Source organism: Imperialibacter sp. (genome assembly GCF_040222815.1).
Taxonomy (GTDB): Bacteria; Bacteroidota; Bacteroidia; order Cytophagales; family Cyclobacteriaceae; genus Imperialibacter.
Genome location: NZ_JAVKCH010000022.1, coordinates 646,372 through 661,497 on the forward strand (window position 1 = coordinate 646,372; position 15,126 = coordinate 661,497).

Below are 15,126 nucleotides of genomic sequence, written 5' to 3' on the forward strand. Positions count from 1 at the left end.
ATGAAGAAGATATATATACTTGCATTGATAGTAACCGTGTTTGGTCTTACTGCTAGTGCGCAAAATGATTTTACTGCATCAACAGCTACTGCAAAGAATGAGTATAAGGCGGGCAATTTAGAAGAAGCTCGGTTTGCTCTGCAGCAGTCGCTGGCTGAGGTGGATAAAGAGATTGGAAAGGAGATTCTGGAAATACTGCCCAAAAGCATTGCTGGTTTTTCGTTTGTTGAGGCAAACGATAATGTCGCTGGCAACTCTTCGTCTTTTGGGGGATTGTTTGTTCACCGTGATTATGGTGACACCACCAAGTCGGTCGCCATTGACTTGATGGACAACTCGCCCATGCTGGCCGGTATTAACAGTCTTTTGGCCATGCCTATGATTATGAATAGTTCGGATGGTAGCCAGAAGGTGGTTAAGGTGAGCGGGTACAAGGCACTTTTGCAAAGAAAAGATGCAACACAAGCTGTAGGAGGTTACACTCTTCAGATTCCCTTTAATCAGTCGCTGTTCACCGTGGACTTTGATGGGGCCTTTACCGAAAGTGAAGTCACTAGTGCTGCCAATGCTATGCCAATTTCGGAAGTAGCTAAACTGACATATTAGCTTTTTATGCCTTATTCTTGGTCAGGTAGGTTCCGTAGGTGCTTACCTTTGCTCAAACAGATTGCGCATGACAAAAGCCCTGGATAGGGTAAAGCACCTATTTTTTTACATTAATTTTAATAGATAGAGGTTAATTCTATATATTTGCCCGGCGATTACCACCAATATTCCTGCAGCTTTTTATTCACCAGCAAAAAGTGGCGCTTTGTTACATGGAACTCCTTTCGAAAGGAAAACGAATGGGTTCAAATAATAAAAGGCCGTGTTTAAAAAGAATCTTTTCTAGATGGTATTAATTTTTAATTGCTTAGACCTATCGACTAAAACAGGAGTATGGATATATTAGACCTTATTTCGTTGCTGATTTTCCTGTCAGCAGCCTTCACTCTAGTAAATATCACCTACCTTAAACTACCGCATACCATCGGTTTGATGGCTATTGCGCTTGTGATGTCTGTCGTGATATTACTGCTTGGCTTGATTTTCCCTTCAGTAAGCGATCTGGCCATTCACATCATGGAGGAGTTCGACTTCAAAGAAGTGCTGCTGAATGTGATGCTTAGCTTTTTGCTATTTGCTGGGGCCATGTCGATTAACCTGCGAATGCTTTTACAGGAAAAGTGGCCCATTTTGATTTTAGCAACCATAGGTGTGCTTGTGTCTACCTTTATTGTAGGCACCCTTATGTATTACGCCTTTACCTTTGTAGGATTTGAAATCACGCTGGTGCACTGTTATCTGTTTGGTGCGCTAATATCTCCAACCGATCCTATTGCAGTCCTAGCCCTGGTTAAAAAAGCCAATCTTTCCAAAAACCTGGAAATTAAGATAGCAGGAGAATCGCTGTTCAATGACGGCATTGGCGTTGTTGTGTTTCTCACTATCATGGGAATTGATGAAAGAGGAGGGGCTGATTCGTTTGATGCACTTGAGGTGGCGGGACTATTTGCGAGAGAAGTAATTGGCGGATTGGGTATCGGAGCTGTTTTTGGCTACATGGGCCTCAAACTACTCGACTTCATCGATAATGATCATGTGGAGCTTGAGGTGTTGGTAACCCTTTCTATGGTGCTGGTTTGCGCCAGGCTTTCAGAAATGCTACATGTCTCTGGCCCACTGGCAATGGTAATCATGGGACTATTTGTGGGCAACGAAGGCAGGGGAGATGAGTTTGCCAGTGCCACGGGAGAATACGTGTATAAATTCTGGCACTTGCTCGATGAATCATTGAACGCCATTCTGTTCATTTTGGTCGGTTTCGAAATGATAGTTATCAGTCAAAGCTTTGTGGTCGATTATTTTGCACTCGGACTAATGTCAATTTCGATCGTACTGGCTGCCAGGTTTATCGGCGTGGCCTTGCCGATAGGCATTATGAAACGTTTCCGACACTTTGAAAAGAACACCGTAGCCATCCTCACATGGGGAGGGTTGAGGGGCGGATTGTCAGTAGCAATGGCTCTTTCTCTTCCCGATTCTATCGCTGAAAAGGATCTTATACTTTCTTGTACCTATTGTGTGGTTGTATTCTCCATACTTGTACAAGGTTTAACCATTGGAAAACTTATAAAGTCATAGTGATTTTCATTTACTTTGTAGTGTTTTTAGCATAGTAACATTAATTATAAAATGAGATTAAGTTTAGCAGAAGGACTATTGTTAATCGCCCTCGATGACAATGAGGGCAGGTTGTTGGCAGATGCCGAAAAAGGCATCATAGACGCTTTGGTAGCCGCAGGGATTTTTGAACTGAACTTGCTTCGTAAAATTGGTTTTGAGGGAGGTAAAATCACCATCAAAGACACGACTTCCTCAGGCAACAAAATACTCGACCACATACTGAGCGGCGTCGGCCAAGGGGGCAAATCAGTAAAGGACACGGTTGTGAGCCTTGCACCTCAAATGAGATCTCTCTATGAGATGTGTATCGATTTACTGATTGGCAGAGGTATTTTGAAGAGGGAAGCAACCCGCTTGCTTTGGATACCTATTTCTGAGCGTATGGACAATGCGAATTATGCCTACGAGAAGGAAATCAGAGATTCGTTAAAGTCAATTGTATTGAAAGGAGTGAAGCCAACTCCGGCATTCGTCATTCTTGCTTCATTGCTGGGGAGTCTGGAGATTCTTGACGAAGTGTTTAGCGACAAAGATGAGCTTATCGATGCCATCAAGTTTGCTAAAGACTCGGTTCATTCAGGTGGATTGCCTCCTGAAGTTGCCAGTTCTCTGGAGGAGGTAAAAGAGCACATTGCGGCGCTTTAAAGGGAAAACTACTTGTCGATTTTAAGTGGTCTGCCGACGACGACAGATGAGTCGTAAACGGTAGGTACATAGGGAACATCGGGGTTGTAGATATGAATCGGGTTTCTACAATTCCCTTTGTGTGCCATAAATCCAAACCCTTCATGCGGGTGATTTCTGTCCATCATCAGCATCAGATATTCGCAGTTGTCGACCATAATCACAGTGAAGTGATATTCTCCCTCCTCACGAATTTCCCCCATGGAGATGCTGGTCTCTGGATTAGCATCTCTGTTTTCACATCCTAAGAGGACAAGTGAAGCCAAAGCCAGCGATAGTCGTGCGATTTTGAATGCCTTCATAGGATCATAGTTTTTTAACATAGCCTTCGTCAATCTGGAAGACATTGCGGAGGGCTTGATATGACTTCTTGTTGAGGATCATAATCATATAATCTCCCATTTCTATTTTCTGCTCATCAGTTGGGTTTTTAAGGAGCTTCCGCTTGCCACCAGCCTCCAGTTTGCTCAAGCCGATCAGGATTACATTGAATCGCTTTTTGATGTCAAAAAATACTGCCTGATAGGGTTTGTTGAGGTATGGATTCTTTTCGGTTACAATCAATTGCTTGATATCGTAGTCTCCGTCAGTTTCAGCAATCGACATGATGTCTTCGCTGTATTCAGCTACATCTGGCTCAAACATGTAGCTGGCAAGTAGCTTGGAGGCTATTTCGTTTTTGGAGATGGTGTTTGTTACTCCTGCCGTTAGGAATGTGTTGCGCAGGTTAGCATTGTCAAGTGTCACAACAAACCGTAAGCTGGAGTACAGCTTTTTCAAATTCAGTACATAGACCAGTTTCTCTGTGTCATTTTCAAAGTTAATGAACACGATTGAAGAGTCTTCAATATTCGCTTTCGACAACATATCGAGGTTTTGATAGTCAGCATAAAGCGTGTAGATGTTTTGTCTGGCGCTCCGGTACTTCTCCTTAATAATATCGATGTCAGTGGCTTTGTCAGTTATGATAGCTACTTTTTTCCCTACCCCAACGAGCTGATCTGCGACTGCTTTTCCAAAATCGTTCCATCCAATGATAATAGCATGATCTTCGAAGGAAGTGCCGCCATAGCCCAATTTGCTATTTTCTTTAATAGTTGTCATAAGTGTTGTGAATTGACCAATTAAAAGACCATAAATACCCAGGCTTATAAAGAGGAATATATAGCCAACAATTCTTCCATAAATAGTTATTGGATAGATGTCTCCGTAACCAACGGTAGTTAGTGTGACTATTGAGAACCAGATGGCATTTGAAAAGTTTGTTATCGAGGCCTGATTGCTGTCATTTTCGAATTCCACCAGCAGAGCTATCAGGATAAAATAGATCACTAGCCCTCCTGCAATTTCAAGGCCATGTTTTAGGTGTTTATTCTGTTGATCTCTAGCAGCCACTTTTGGTCGATTAGCTCGGAACTGTCTTCCGCATTTTTTAAGGTATCAGGTTGTTAAAATATGACTTATTGCCCTACTGATCAAAACGATTGATGTAATTTTTCAAGTCGCTGATAGAGACAATGCCAAGCTGATTTGCCAACTCCTCTCTCATCATCAGGGCCGTTGTATTGTTGAACCCAAACGAAGGCAGCATTACAACACCAAAGTCTTCTTTTAATTCTCTATTGGTAAAAGTATGAATCTTTTCCGGTGATTGAAGCAAGGAGTCAATAACAGTTTTGTCGGGCTGAACGAAAACCAGCAAAGCTGTGCCTGTGTATTCGGGATAAAGATTGATGTCGCCGCTAAGGAAGGCATCGAAAAGTAACTTGGTGCCTCCGAAGCCTAGCTTTAGATCGGTTCGGTAGGAGGTAGTGGCTTCGATATACCTCGAAAGAAAAGCTGCCAGGATGTAGCTTTCCGTGAAAGCTTTGGAACCAATAACCAGCCTTTCTTTGCTGGACGCAGAACGATTGTTAACAAAAACTCCCTTTGTTACTGCTGAAAGCAGGCTATCGGCAGCCTGCTCGATGGTGAACTCATGCTGATCGACCTTCAGGTTAAGGTACGCAATCAACTCCTTTGGTATCTTGCCCTCCAGCTTTTCAAGAGAAGCTTCCAGCAGTGGATACTCTTTGAGCGTTGCTAGCTTGACAATGGGCACGGCATAGTAGGGAGGAAAATAATGCAGGTCGTCCTCCAGTACCCGGAGGTTGTAGGACTGAATTCTGCCATCAGTGGTGAACCCAGCAATGACGTCGGCTTCCCGGTTCTTCAGCGCTTCGTACATCAGTGTTATTTCCAGCTCTACTGCTGGTAGTTGCAGGTCATAAGCTTCGCTTAGCCCAGGCCAGCCATCGGCCCTGTTCATAAATTCCGAGTTGAAGCCAGCGACCAGGCCTACTTTATTGTTGGTTTGACTCAGGCTGGCCCAGACGGGGTAGATGCTTACCACAATAGCCATTCCCGCAATAAATGGCCACAACCTCTTTCTTACATTTTTCTGCACAAGCGATAGTGCATAGTCAAGAGAAATGGCCAATAGCGATGCCGGAATGGCCCCAGCGAGGATCATAGAAGTAGAGTTGAGAGTGATCCCCCTAAAAATAAACTCTCCAAGTCCACCGGCACCAATAAGTGCGCACAAGGTAGCCACACCAACATTGATTACCGTGGCGGTTCGGATTCCGGCAAAAATCACCGGCAGCGCCAGGGGAAACTCTACTTTCATCAGTAATTGATAGCGTGTCATGCCCATCGCAACGGCGGCCTCTCTGATATTTGCATCAATATTCTGAATGCCCGTGTAAGTGTTCCTTACAATGGGTAGCAATGCGTATAAAAACAGCGCTACAATGGCAGGCAGCTTTCCAATGCCAAGGAAGGGAATGAAAAAGCCAAGCATGGCAAGACTAGGGATGGTTTGCATGACTCCGGTGACACCAATGAAAAAGCCTGCCAATTTCTGACTCCTGGTGAGACCCAATCCAAGACTTATTCCGGCAACGCAGGAAAGAAAAATAGAAATCCCCGAAAGCCACAAGTGCTCCATTGCTTGATCACCTATTTCACCAATATTCTCTTTTAGAAACTCGATCATCAGTCTGCTGCCAGTTGGCTTTCGAATTTGAGAAATGAAGCTTTTAAGTCGCCCACAAATGCATGCCCTACAAGCCCGCTGTCGTCGATTATTTTTACTTGTTGTTGGTCAGAATTTACCATAGAAAATATCCGGCTGAATGGCTTTTCATCTGTATGACAAATCAATACCTCTTCTGCGGAGTCCTTCGCAAATGCCAGAAAGGAAATGACTTCTGAAAGTGCCACTTGTGAAAGTTTGAGTGACCATGCATCTTCCCCGATGAAGCCCTTAACCAGGTTGCTCGTTGAATTGAATAGAAAGTTTCTGGGTGTGGCTTTTTCTATGATTTTCCCCTCGTCAATGAGTGCTACCTCATCCCCCAGATAGAAAGCTTCTTTGACGTCGTGAGTGACCACGATCTTCGTCATTTCTTTGAAGATGCTAAGGTGTTGAAAGTCGGACTGTATCTCCTTTCTTATGATTGGGTCTAGCGCTCCGAAAGGTTCGTCCATGAGAAGCAACGATGGGTTGCCGGCGAGGGCCCTGGCTACACCGATTCGTTGCTGCTGCCCACCACTCAACTCATGCGGGTACCTCGAGGCGAACCGTGGCGGTAGTCCCATTTGCTCCAGTAGCTCCGATACCCTTGACGAGGTTTTGTTTTTCGGCCAGCCAATCAAAGCCGGCACGGTTGCTATGTTTTGGGCGACAGTCCAGTGCGGAAACAAGCCAATAGCCTGGATCACGTAACCAATGTTCCTGCGGAGTTCCTCCACTGACCGGTTGGCAATGTTTTCTCCATCGATGAGAATATTTCCTTCATCGGGTTCAATCAATCGGTTAATCATTTTCAGGAGAGTGGTTTTGCCGGAACCACTCTTGCCGAGTAGCACCAGTGTCTGCCCCTTCGGAACTAAAAGAGAAACATCGTTTACTACAGGTTTTTTGTGGTAGAGTTTAGTAATATTGACCAGTTCGACCATTATTTTACTTTCGATAAAAGTGAAATTAGGTCATTCACCTACTCTTTGCAATCAAGGCTTGTATCTTTAGTCAAAAAGCCCCTTTTTAAGAATTCGTTTAAAAGACCGTTAACTGAAATGAACAGACATACGTATGATTTTGGAGTGATTGGAAACTGCGCTTTCACAGCTCACATCCACAAAAACACTAATATAGTTTGGATGTGTTGGCCAAGATTTGACTCCAGCTTCATTTTTGGAAGTCTGATTGACGAGGAAAAGGGAGGGGAGTTTTCTGTAATCCCATGTGAGCCAGATGCGTCGTTTAATCAGTACTATATTGAGAATACCAATGTCCTTTGCACGGAAGTGGAAGCGGCTGATGGCAAATTTCTTGTAACTGATTTTGCGCCCAGATTCTACCAGAACGACAGGTATTACAAGCCGTTGATGATGGTAAGAAAAATTGAACCGATTCAGGGAAATCCAAGGATAAAGGTGGAGTGTGAGCCCAGAGGTGACTACGGAAAAATAGTGCCAGAACAAAGCCAGGGAAGCAATCATATCAGGTTTTTGGGCCTCGACGGCAATGTGAGATTGACAACAAATATCCCACTTACCTATGTAATGGAGGATGAGGCGTTTGTGCTGAATGAAACCAAATACCTTGTATTTACTTTTGGCCCCCCACTTGAAGCCCCTTTGGTAGCAACTGTAGAAGCTTTTTTGAGCCGCACGATTAACTATTGGAGAAATTGGGTAAAGAGTACGTCGATCTATGATTTTTACCAGTCTCAGGTGATCAGGTCAATGCTCGCTTTAAAAATACATCAATACGAAGATACGGGCGCCATTTTGGCTGCCAGTACAACCAGTTTGCCTGAAGCTCCCGGTACTGGCCGAAACTGGGACTACAGATTCTGCTGGATGCGGGATACCTACTACACCCTCACTGCTTTTAATAGTATTGGTCACTTTGAGGAGTTGGAAAAATACTTCCAGTATATTCTTAATACAAGCGCTACACACAAAGGCCGGCTTCAGCCCCTTTATGGTATTAGTGAGAGCTCTAATTTGATTGAAGAGATACTGCCACTCAAAGGTTACATGGGCAATGGGCCGGTTAGGATAGGCAATGACGCCTACACACATATTCAGAATGATGTTTACGGTCAGGTACTGGTTTCTTTGTTGCCGCTGTACACGGATCGTCGGTTTATAGGAAAGGAGCGTTCCGATTCATTGAAGCTCGTTTACCAAGCCCTTGAAATGATCGAAAACACCATGGACGAGCCGGATGCAGGCCTGTGGGAGTTCCGTAATCTGGCGCAGAAACACTGCTACACCTATCTGTTTCACTGGGCAGGAAGCGCTGCTGCAGTCAAGATAGCCAAGCACAACGGCGATCAGGTAATGGGAGTGAAGGCTCAGAAGCTGATGGAAAAGTCAGCCAAAAAAATAGAAGAGTGTTATGTGCCGTCAAAGAAAGGATATGCCCAGGCCATTGGTGTCGAAAGGATGGATGCCAGTACCTTGCAGCTCATCATGATGAATTATTTTCAAGGAGACACCAAGCGGGCCAACGACCACCTGATGGCCCTGGAGGCCGAATTGAAGGGAAAAGGTGGCTTGTTTTACAGGTATAAGCACGTGGACGACTTCGGTAGCCCAGAAACCACTTTCCTTATTTGCGCCTTCTGGTACGTAGAGGCCTTGGCTTGCGTAGGCCGTCTGGATGAAGCGATCAAGACTTTTGAAAACACAATTGCTTATGCCAACCATGTGGGACTGCTGAGCGAAGATGTGGCAGAAAGTGATGGGAGCATGTGGGGCAATTTCCCACAGGCTTATAGCCATGTGGGACTCCTGAATGCCGCTAACAGAATTGCGAGAAAGCTAGATAGCCCTAGTTTCCTTTAAACAATATCCGCTAGTTGTTTTAATAGCTTGCGTACGTCTTCAACGGACGGGATATTGAATTTGGCTGCAGAATAGGTGCTGCCTACTTTTATGGAGTATGCCTTGTCGGGCATGCTCTTGAAGGTGTCCTCGTCGGTCCAGTCATCGCCCACGGCGAGTACAAAATCGCTTGGGAATTTTTCCAGCCAAAGGGTAGCTGCCCGGCCTTTGTTAATTTCTGAGTTTTTTACTTCCACCACCTTGTTGCCTTCCAGCACATTCAGGGGCATATTGGCAGTGATGTATTTCAAGTGGCTGGTCAGCTCACGTGTTCTCAACTCTCCAAGCCCGGTTTCTACCTTTCTGTAGTGCCAAACCAGGGAAAATTCTTTTTCTTCAACGAATGAGCCCGGCGTCCTGTTGACGTACCCTTCCATCACTTCCATGATGTTTCTTTTCCAGGAAGCGTCCATGGCAGCAATAGTTTCCCATTCAGAGCCGATTTCTCTCAGCCACGCACCATGCTCTGTAATGAAGTCGACGGGGTATCGGCCCAACCAGCCTTCCAGTGTTTGCCTGTCACGGCCACTGATGATGACCACCCTGTTCTTTTTGTTGGCCGTTAACGACTTGACAATACTGTGAAGCTCGGCATCGGGGATAGCGTGCTGAGGATTGTCAGAAAACCCGGTCAGCGTGCCGTCGTAATCGAGGAAGATAAGCCTGGTGGAGGCCTTTTTGTAGTCTTTGAACAGCTTTTGCGAAGTTTCCTTGTCAACAAGTTTCGTTTCGAGACTTTTTTGCTCAGCTTTTACCAGCCCAAGCCGGTCGAAAAACAGATTGACCCAATGGTGAATATTGTACCGCTTGAGCGACTCCTGCATGCTGGTCATCCGGGTAATTTGCTCGCCTTCAGGCATCGTTAACGCCTGATGGATCGCTTCTACCTGTTCCTCCATATCGTTAGGATTGATGAGGATAGAATCGGAGAGCTCTTTTGATGCGCCCGCCATTTCGCTAAGGATAAGAACGCCTTTTTTGTCGAGTTTGCTGGCGATGAATTCTTTGCACACCAGGTTCATGCCGTCTCTCATAGGCGTTACCAAAGCAACATGGGCCATTCTGTAGAAAGCCGATAAAGATGAAAGTTCAAATGACCTGTAGAAGTAGTGAATAGGTGTCCAGGCAAGTCTGCTAAATTTTCCGTTGATTCGGCCAACCAACAGGTCAATTTCCTCTTTCAGTTGCTTATACATTTCCACCTGATCTCTGGAAGGTACCACTATCATGACAACAGATACTTTGTCACGCCATTCGGGGTACCGCTCAAGAAACATTTCAAAGGCCCGAAGTCGTTGAGGGATTCCCTTTGAATAATCAAGTCTATCAATGGAAAGCACAAGTTTTACATCTCCCAGCGAGGCTCTGAACTTCACTTCTTTTGTAAGTGTGTCTGGGTGGGAGGCTTCGCTGGCGTATTTGTCGTAGTCAATACCCATGGGCAATGCATCGGCCATTACTATTCGGTTATTGACCGTCATTTTGCCATTTGAATTACCAAAACCTGCCAACCTGTTTACCGACGACAGGAAGTGCCGCATATCGTCATAGGTATGAAATCCGAGAAAATCGGAGCCCAGCATGCCAAGAAGCAGCTCACGGCGCCAGGGCAACAGCCTGAACGACTCGAAAGAAGGGAAGGGGATATGGAGGAAGAAACCAATGCTAATCCGTGGAAACATTTCACGAACCATCTGAGGCACCAGCAGTAGCTGATAGTCGTGAATCCAGATGGTGTCATCGGGTGAAGCAATTTTGGCTATTTCTTTGGCAAACTTTCTATTGACCTTTTGGTAGGCTTTCCACAGACCGGTGTTGTAGACAGCGAACTGATTGAAATAGTGAAAGTTGGGCCAGAGCGTTTCATTACTAAACCCCTCATAAAACTCCTCAATCTCCGTTTGAGTGAGAAATACGGGTGCCATGTTGTCTTTCTTGAGCTGGGCTGTGATTTTCGTCTTATCTGACTCTTTCTTTATTGGTTGCCCGGGCCACCCCAGCCAAATATTGTTTCCCTTCTTGTAGATAGAGCCCAGGCCTGTTGCCAGGCCTCCTTCGCTTGGTCTTGTCTTAAATTCATTCTTTTCAACTTTGATTTTGACCGGAAGACGGTTAGAAACAATAATGGTTTTTGGCATACTTAGAGGCTGCTTATTTTGTAGATCACTAATATACAAAGAAAGGCAACGCCAAAAGAGTAAAGCTTTCTAAAACTCAATTTTTAGCTCTATTATTATAAAAATAGCAATTATTATTCTTTTCGTTAGGAAGTAACTAACCGAAACTACTTTTTGTTGAATCCCCGAAGTTTTATTTCGGTCAGCCTTTTTTTCGTGTCCATTGGGAAATCTCCCCTCATCATCCAGTCGTAGTAGGAGGGTTCCTGACTGAAAATGTCTTCAACTGCACGGCCTTTGTGCTTTCCAAAATTGAACACCTCAGTGCCTGCATCGTTCCTGACAATTCTGCCTGCCAGGTCGACCATGTTACTGGCTGTGATTTCGTGCAAAGCAGCCACGTCGTTTGCTACTTTTCCCAGATGCTCACCACGAGTGCTGACTACTTCCTGCCCTTCGTATCTTTCTACCTGAGCCAAAAGTACTTCCAGAGTGGCCATGGTGTCGGCTTCAGCGCTGTGTGCGTCCAATAGTTCCTTTCCGCAGTAGAACTTATAAGCTGCTGCCAGTGTCCTCTTTTCCATCAGGTGAAAAATTTTCTGAGCATCCACGAGCTTCTTTTTACTTGGATCGAAGTCAACGTCCACTCTCAGGAACTCTTCCACAAGCAATGGCACGTCGAACTGTAAAATATTGAAGCCGGCCAGGTCGCATCCTTCCAGAAAGGCAGCGTACGACTTGGCCACTTCCTTAAATGTGGGGGCGTCTTTTACGTCATCATCATAAATGCCATGGATAAGGCTGCTTTCAAGCGGGATAGGCATCTGCGGATTGATCCTCTGTGTTTTCGTAACTCTTTCTCCGGAGGGAAGTAGTTTCACAATGGAAATTTCTACAATCCTGTCGTTCGAAATATTGATCCCGGTTGTTTCCAGGTCAAAAAACGCCAGGGGGTTCTTAAGTTTGAGTGTCATTTACTAGGGTTGAGTAAGTTCATTGGCGAAGGCTTTCACATCGGTTCCTTCAAAATTGCCTGAACTCATAAAAAGAAAATTTGTATTAGCACCTTTCGACTCTTCGAGGAGCGTCTTCAGTTTATTGATGTTAGTAACGAACGTGAGGTCATTTCTGTTGAATGATTTGCGCAGAAAAGTCTCGTCAATTTCGGAAATACCCCGGGCTTCAAGGACGTGGGGATTGATGAACACCACAGCTTTGTCGGCTGCATTAAGGGTGTTTTTATAGGTGGGGATAAAATCTTTGTTAAGACTGCTGAACGTATGCAACTCAACGGCAGCTACCAGTTTCCGGTTGGGGTATATCTTTTTTACCGCTTTAACGGTAGCATCCACTTTGGATGGAGCATGTGCGAAGTCGTAAAAAACCGTCGTAGAATTGCTCTCAGCAACCTTATTAAGCCTTTTTTCGGCGCCAGTGAACGTGACCATCGCTTCATAAAAGGTGTCTTTCGGAATACTTAGCAGTTTTACCAAAGACAAAGCAGCCTGCATGTTGCTCATGTTGTGGTCGCCAAAAATTTTGAGTTCCAGCTCCTTGCCTCCGTAGTTAACCACCGTTTTGCCATTGACGACAGAATGAGGATGCGTGCCATAGGCCACTCGTTTTACATCCGTACGTTCCTTGCCTGCAATAACCACTGCCAGGTCATCCATTTCATTATATATAAGTGTGCCGGCTTTTGGGGTGGCGTCGGCAAATTTATCAAACTGCTTTACATAGTCGTCGAAAGTCGGGAACACGTTCATGTGATCCCATGCCAAACCTGTAATAATGCCGATGTGATGATCGTATCTTAAGAACTTTGGCGTCGGATCAAGCGGGCTGGCGAGGTATTCGTCGCCTTCTATAATGATGATGGGAGCGTTACTTAGCCTGATGGTGCGTTCAAAACCCGGCACATGAGCACCCACCACGTAATCGAAAGGCTTTTTGGCGTGCTTAAGCACGTGCATGATCATCGCCGTAACGGTGGTTTTTCCGTGACTGCCCGCTACCACTATTCGTTGTTTTGCCCGGCTTTGCTCCAGTATGAAATCAGGGTACGAGTATATCTTTATTCCCAGCTCCTGAGCCCTGGCCAGCTCCGGGTTGTCTTTTTTGGCATGCATGCCCACTACCACGGCATCCAGCTCTTTCGTTATCCTGCCGGCATCCCATCCAAAAGTCGCTGGCAGCAAACCATGTTTTTCTAAATTAGCTCTCGAAGGGTTGTAAATTTCATCGTCCGAACCGCTTACTGCGAGTCCTCTCTCTTTAAGTTCTATAGCGAGGTTGTGCATGACAGCACCACCGATTGAAATAAAATGTATCCTGTGAAGTTCAGCGCTCATGTATCAATTTTAGCAAAACCAAAAATAGAATAATTAGGGCTGTCAGCAAATATTACTTTGCCCAAAAAGGACTTCCTTAATTAAATTGAATGTATGGACAATGATATGACCCTTGTGAGTGTTAATAAGTTGTTATTAAGATAGGGATAACTTGAGCTCGTTCAGGTTCGATTAAAGCGGGTTAATTTATAGGTTTGTCAACCTTAATTTTCACCTGAGAAAAACCAAAATAGTTGAATGGATAGTTTACCAATTTCCCGGTCGCAACCGGTCGGAAAAAGAAGAGTTTCAGTCAATGAATTGTCGGCGCAACTCGGCAAACTACCACCGCAAGCTATAGATTTGGAAGAGGCCGTCTTGGGAGCTTTAATGCTTGAAAGGGACGCACTCACCAATGTTGTAGACATACTCAAGCCGGAGAGCTTTTACAAAGAAGGCAATCAGGAGATATACAGAGCTATTCTGATGCTCTTCAACGACTCTCAGCCGGTCGACCTGCTCACTGTTACCTCCCAGCTTCGGAAAAATGGGAAACTTGAAATGGCTGGCGGGGCTTACTACGTCACCGAGCTCACAACCAAGGTCAATTCGGCAGCCAATATTGAGACTCACGCCAGGATCATTACTGAGCAAAGTATCAAGAGAGACCTGATACAAATTTCCTCTGAGGTGCAGCGGGATGCCTACGACGAAACGGTGGACGTGTTTGAGCTTCTGGATAAAACAGAGCAGCACCTTTTTGAGATATCAGAATCGCATATCCGGAAGAACTTTGAAGGGATGGATAACCTGATGCACAGGGCCATTCTGGAGCTGGAAGCCAAGAAACACCATAAGGACGGACTCACCGGTGTACCTAGCGGCTTCACGGCACTCGACAGGATGACATCAGGCTGGCAACCTTCCGACCTCGTTATTCTGGCAGCAAGGCCGGGTATGGGAAAAACTGCATTTGTAGTCTCAGCCATGCGGAATGCAGCTGTCGACTTTCAAAAACCGGTGGCGATATTTTCTCTTGAAATGTCGTCGATTCAGCTGGTAAATCGTCTCATTTCTGCTGAAGCAGAGCTTCCCAGCGAAAAGATCAAAAAGGGTTCCCTTGAAGAATTTGAATGGGCGCAGCTGATCCACAAAACGGACGGACTGGGCAAGGCACCAATTTTTATAGATGACACGCCTGCGTTGAGTATCATGGAGTTGCGTGCCAAGGCGAGACGACTGAAGGCCAAGCATGATATTCAGATGATTATCATCGATTACCTTCAACTCATGAAGGGAGACACCTCTAAAGGGGGTTCCGGCAATCGTGAACAGGAGATTGCGTCTATTTCAAGGGCCTTGAAAGGCATTGCTAAGGAATTGAATGTGCCGGTTATCGCACTGTCGCAGCTTAGCCGGGCCGTGGAAACCAGGGGAGGGGACAAGCGCCCAATGCTTTCTGACTTGCGTGAATCTGGTTCGATAGAACAAGATGCGGATATGGTAATTTTCCTCTATCGCCCCGAATATTATGGTATTACTCAAGATGAAAATGGCATGCCTACCCAAAATGTGGGTGAGGTAATCATAGCCAAGCACAGAAATGGATCGCTGGATACTGTGCAGCTCAAGTTTATTGGCAAATTTACCAAGTTTGCTGACCTCGAAGACAATAGCGGATTTGGTTTACCACCTTCTGGTAATTTCCGCCCATTACCGCCTGATCCTTCAAGCACCATTACCCTGCAAAGCAGAGCGAATTCTCCTGATGGAGATTCCGAAAATGATCATACATTTGAGGATAATTCACCCCCATTTTAGATATTGGC

At 45.3% G+C, this 15,126-nt stretch carries 12 protein-coding genes; 5 read left to right on the top strand and 7 right to left on the bottom strand.

Features of this window, described 5'->3' with window-relative positions; all coding sequences use genetic code 11:
* From RIF36_RS12485 to RIF36_RS12495, 3 genes are all read left to right on the top strand, one after another.
* Nucleotides 1-606, top strand: coding sequence for a hypothetical protein (locus tag RIF36_RS12485; protein WP_350123771.1), 606 nt, complete (start codon nt 1-3; stop codon nt 604-606).
* A 333-nt stretch (nt 607-939) separates the two neighbouring features.
* Nucleotides 940-2,184 (top strand): cation:proton antiporter, encoded by a 1,245-nt coding sequence (locus RIF36_RS12490; RefSeq protein WP_350123774.1) that lies wholly within the window; start codon nt 940-942, stop codon nt 2,182-2,184.
* Between the two features lie 51 nt (nt 2,185-2,235).
* A complete protein-coding gene (locus RIF36_RS12495; RefSeq protein ID WP_350069013.1) occupies nt 2,236-2,871 on the top strand; it encodes a GOLPH3/VPS74 family protein in 636 nt (211 codons plus the stop codon).
* Between the two features lie 8 nt (nt 2,872-2,879).
* Here the strand turns inward: RIF36_RS12495 and RIF36_RS12500 are convergent, their stop codons facing one another.
* From RIF36_RS12500 to RIF36_RS12515, 4 genes are all read right to left on the bottom strand, one after another.
* Nucleotides 2,880-3,212, bottom strand: a complete 333-nt coding sequence (locus tag RIF36_RS12500; RefSeq protein ID WP_151999925.1) for a hypothetical protein — start codon at nt 3,210-3,212, stop codon at nt 2,880-2,882.
* Nucleotides 3,213-3,216: 4 nt separating this feature from the next.
* Nucleotides 3,217-4,305 carry a potassium channel family protein gene (locus tag RIF36_RS12505; protein WP_350123777.1) on the bottom strand — a complete coding sequence of 363 codons (1,089 nt, stop codon included), beginning with the start codon at nt 4,303-4,305 and terminating at the stop codon, nt 3,217-3,219.
* Nucleotides 4,306-4,378: 73 nt separating this feature from the next.
* Entirely contained in the window at nt 4,379-5,947 is a 1,569-nt protein-coding gene (locus RIF36_RS12510; RefSeq protein ID WP_350123780.1) for an ABC transporter permease/substrate-binding protein, read from the bottom strand.
* Nucleotides 5,947-6,912, bottom strand: a complete 966-nt coding sequence (locus RIF36_RS12515; RefSeq protein ID WP_350123783.1) for an ABC transporter ATP-binding protein — start codon at nt 6,910-6,912, stop codon at nt 5,947-5,949. The genes RIF36_RS12510 and RIF36_RS12515 overlap by 1 nt, the downstream gene beginning before the upstream one ends.
* A 117-nt stretch (nt 6,913-7,029) precedes the next feature.
* Here RIF36_RS12515 and RIF36_RS12520 point away from each other — a divergent pair, with 117 nt between their 5' ends.
* On the top strand, nt 7,030-8,811 hold the full coding sequence (locus RIF36_RS12520) for a glycoside hydrolase family 15 protein (protein ID WP_350123786.1): 1,782 nt from the start codon (nt 7,030-7,032) through the stop codon (nt 8,809-8,811).
* On the opposite strand, the gene RIF36_RS12525 is transcribed toward RIF36_RS12520, so the two are convergent.
* The 3 genes from RIF36_RS12525 to RIF36_RS12535 all read right to left on the bottom strand — a co-directional run bounded on the left by RIF36_RS12525 (nt 8,808) and on the right by RIF36_RS12535 (nt 13,318).
* Nucleotides 8,808-10,988: a bifunctional alpha,alpha-trehalose-phosphate synthase (UDP-forming)/trehalose-phosphatase gene (locus tag RIF36_RS12525; protein ID WP_350123789.1), complete on the bottom strand. Its 2,181-nt coding sequence runs from the start codon at nt 10,986-10,988 to the stop codon at nt 8,808-8,810. The two genes, RIF36_RS12520 and RIF36_RS12525, sit on opposite strands and share 4 nt — an antisense overlap.
* Before the next feature lie 146 nt (nt 10,989-11,134).
* Nucleotides 11,135-11,941: an exonuclease domain-containing protein gene (locus tag RIF36_RS12530; protein WP_350069033.1), complete on the bottom strand. Its 807-nt coding sequence runs from the start codon at nt 11,939-11,941 to the stop codon at nt 11,135-11,137.
* A 3-nt stretch (nt 11,942-11,944) separates the two neighbouring features.
* Nucleotides 11,945-13,318: a UDP-N-acetylmuramate--L-alanine ligase gene (locus RIF36_RS12535; RefSeq protein ID WP_350123792.1), complete on the bottom strand. Its 1,374-nt coding sequence runs from the start codon at nt 13,316-13,318 to the stop codon at nt 11,945-11,947.
* 237 nt (nt 13,319-13,555) lie between these two features.
* On the opposite strand from RIF36_RS12535, the gene dnaB reads away from it, so the two are divergent.
* Complete coding sequence (gene dnaB, locus RIF36_RS12540) at nt 13,556-15,118, top strand: replicative DNA helicase (protein ID WP_151999932.1); 1,563 nt, start codon at nt 13,556-13,558, stop codon at nt 15,116-15,118.
* Nucleotides 15,119-15,126 lie beyond the last annotated feature (8 nt).